This window comes from Gemmata algarum (assembly GCF_034097035.1).
Classification (GTDB): Bacteria; Planctomycetota; Planctomycetia; order Gemmatales; family Gemmataceae; genus Gemmata; species Gemmata algarum.
Window position 1 is genome coordinate 1 of record NZ_JAXBLV010000058.1, and the last position, 2,372, is coordinate 2,372.

Consider the following 2,372-nt stretch of genomic DNA (forward strand, 5'->3'; position numbering starts at 1 on the left):
CGTTGACAAAGAGGTTCCCCCAAAAGCGATGCCCCGGCAAGACGAAAATTTAGCTTGGACTCAGCACTAGTTGGCAGGTATTGTGGCGTAATGATGTAGTGGCCCCCAAGTGCCTCGACCGAACGCACGAGCCGTTCCGTTCTGTGTGTTTGCTCTTCCGTTCGGAAGCGAACTTGCCTGCTTGCGTCACTCACCGGATCGGTCATGCTGAGGGCGTTCCAGAGGGCGAGCGATGACGGAAGCGGAATGGCTCACAGGATATGACTCAGGCTCGTTGCTACGAGCGATCAGCGAGACCGATTTTAAGCACATTGCCGGGGAGCGAAAGGTACGACTGTTTGCGTGCGAATGCTATCGTCGGATCAACCAACACTTGCAAAGGTCAACTACCCCGGTGGAATACTCGGCGGTTCAAGCCGCAGTTGCGATTGCCGAACGATTCGCCGACAACCGCGCCAGCGTCAGCGAGTTTCGGCGCGCCCAGACGGAAATTCGCGAACTATCAAACGCCGTAGAGGAGTCGGTGCGAGTAAGTCATCTGGAGTGGTCCTCGCGCGTGACTCTCATCGCGCTCGGGCTCGCCGCTTGCGTTCTTCGGGACTGGTCGGCGCAAGCGTCTTACGATATCTCCTCCAATGCGGCCCAGTAACCGTTCACAGGTGAGGCGTCTGCATATCAACGAATTGAGGTGCAGACGCCGTGAGTTGATTAGGATTGGGCCGGCAGCAGTGTCGGTGCTGGATCCCCGTTGCGGTGTGCGATGACCGCCGTGGTGAGGAACTCCAGGACGTTGCGCCTCTGGCGCCGGCACGAGGCGAGAACCGTGAGGATGCGTTCCACGAACCGACTCCCGCTCTCGCGGTCGGTGCCGAAGCTGGTCTTGCGCCAGCATACCGCATGGCGCACCTCGCGCTCGGCCGCGTTGTTGGTCGGTTCCACACCCGGCACCCGCGCGAACGTCCACAGCGACGTCTCGACCACCAGAACCTCACGGCACACGGCGGCCGTCTTGGCGCAGGCGCACGCCGCGCCGTTGCGGAGCCACGCACGCGCCTGGCGCCGCAACGGGGGGACGTCCACACGACGGAACGTGGACCGGCGGCGGGTGCCGTCCCGGACACGATACCAGCACCCGAACAGGCGATCCGCACACCGCAGTAGTTGCTTGCCGATCTCCGTGCCCGCCCCGGCCCGGTCGATCATGGCCTGGAAGTCCCGCCGCAGGTGCGCCCAGCACACCTGCCGCTTGTGCGGGGCCAAGTGCGTGTACACCGGGAACCGGTCCGTCGTGTGGACCTGTGTCGAACCGCCTCGCAGGTCGTCGAAGGCCCTTCGGCTCCGGGTGCGGCGGATCAGGAACGCCATCACGAACGTGGTCACGGCCACCCACAGCCAGGCCCGATGGCGCCCTTCTTTCCAGCCCGTTTCGTCCACGTTGGCCGGGTGGTCGCGGGTGTATTTCAGGGCCTCCTCGGCCACCGGGACCAGCGCGGCGGCGGTCCGGTGTTGGAGCTTGCACACCGCCCCCGGGCTCAGGGGCAACCCGAACAGGTCGTCGAACAGTTAGCTCACACCCCGCTTGCCCAGGCGGCACGAGCCGGTGAGCAGGGCGGCCACCGCTTGGGCTCGGGGTCCGTATCCGGTCGTCGCCTCGGACGGCACCGCGGGCACCGTCGTCGTGCCGCAGTGCGGACACCGCAACCGGTGGCACCGGTACTCGGTCACATGGGGCTTGACGACGGGGATCTCGTGGACCTGATGGACGGCCGGGTGCGGGTCGTCCCCGGTCAGGGGGTGCGCGCAGTCCCGGCACGTGGACGGCTTGAGGGTTCGGACCTCATCGGGCGGGAGGAGCGTGCTCTCGGACTTGGGGTGCCCCGGTTGGCCGCCCCGACGCTTGCCCGAGGGCGGCATGGGAGGTGCTGGTTTGGTGTGCGGGGCGTCGGACGACGGGGGCTTGGACGAGTTCGTGGAGTTCTGGTTGAGACGGGCCTCGAGTTCGGCGATCTTGGCTTCAAGAAAACGGATATACGCCACCACCGGCGGCAGGTTGTCGGGGAGTTCCGGTGGTTGAGGAACAGGTGCCATCGCGTTATACCCTACGCGGTCAGCAGTGATACGTCTTCGAATGTCTGGAACTTCAGCGTCATGAGGGATTGCAGTGTGTTCGCGTGAGTCGTTGAGATGCCGGCGAGTGTCGTCTCAATGGCGGTTCGGAAGGACGCGAAGTCGGGGTGGTATCGGCCGTACACGCTGTGCCGCTTGGTGAACCCCCAGAGCCGCTCGATGAGGTTCCGGTTGGGCGAGTAGCTGGGCCGGAACAGCAGCCGGATCGACCGCTCCGCGGCCAACTCCTGAACCACCTTGTTCCG

3 protein-coding genes and 1 pseudogene are annotated in these 2,372 nt (G+C 64.9%); 1 reads left to right on the forward strand and 3 read right to left on the reverse strand.

Annotation, left to right across the window (positions count from 1 at the left end; all coding sequences use genetic code 11):
- The coding region (locus R5W23_RS06975; RefSeq protein WP_320685718.1) for a hypothetical protein at positions 1 to 206 on the reverse strand (206 nt) is incomplete at its 3' end.
- A 26-nt stretch (positions 207 to 232) separates the two neighbouring features.
- Here R5W23_RS06975 and R5W23_RS06980 point away from each other — a divergent pair.
- Positions 233 to 649 carry a hypothetical protein gene (locus R5W23_RS06980; RefSeq protein WP_320685719.1) on the forward strand — a complete coding sequence of 139 codons (417 nt, stop codon included), beginning with the start codon at positions 233 to 235 and terminating at the stop codon, positions 647 to 649.
- A gap of 59 nt (positions 650 to 708) precedes the next feature.
- On the opposite strand, the pseudogene tnpC reads toward R5W23_RS06980, so the two are convergent.
- Both tnpC and R5W23_RS06990 read right to left on the reverse strand, forming a co-directional pair.
- Positions 709 to 2,088 (reverse strand): annotated as a pseudogene (gene tnpC, locus R5W23_RS06985) (IS66 family transposase).
- A gap of 11 nt (positions 2,089 to 2,099) precedes the next feature.
- On the reverse strand, positions 2,100 to 2,372 hold a 273-nt coding region (locus tag R5W23_RS06990), incomplete at its 5' end, for a transposase (RefSeq protein ID WP_320685720.1).

Excerpts from the sequence above, each read along its gene's own strand:
- R5W23_RS06980 (WP_320685719.1), top strand. The coding sequence starts at position 233 with ATGACGGAAGCGGAATGGCTCACAGGATATGACTCAGGCTCGTTGCTA.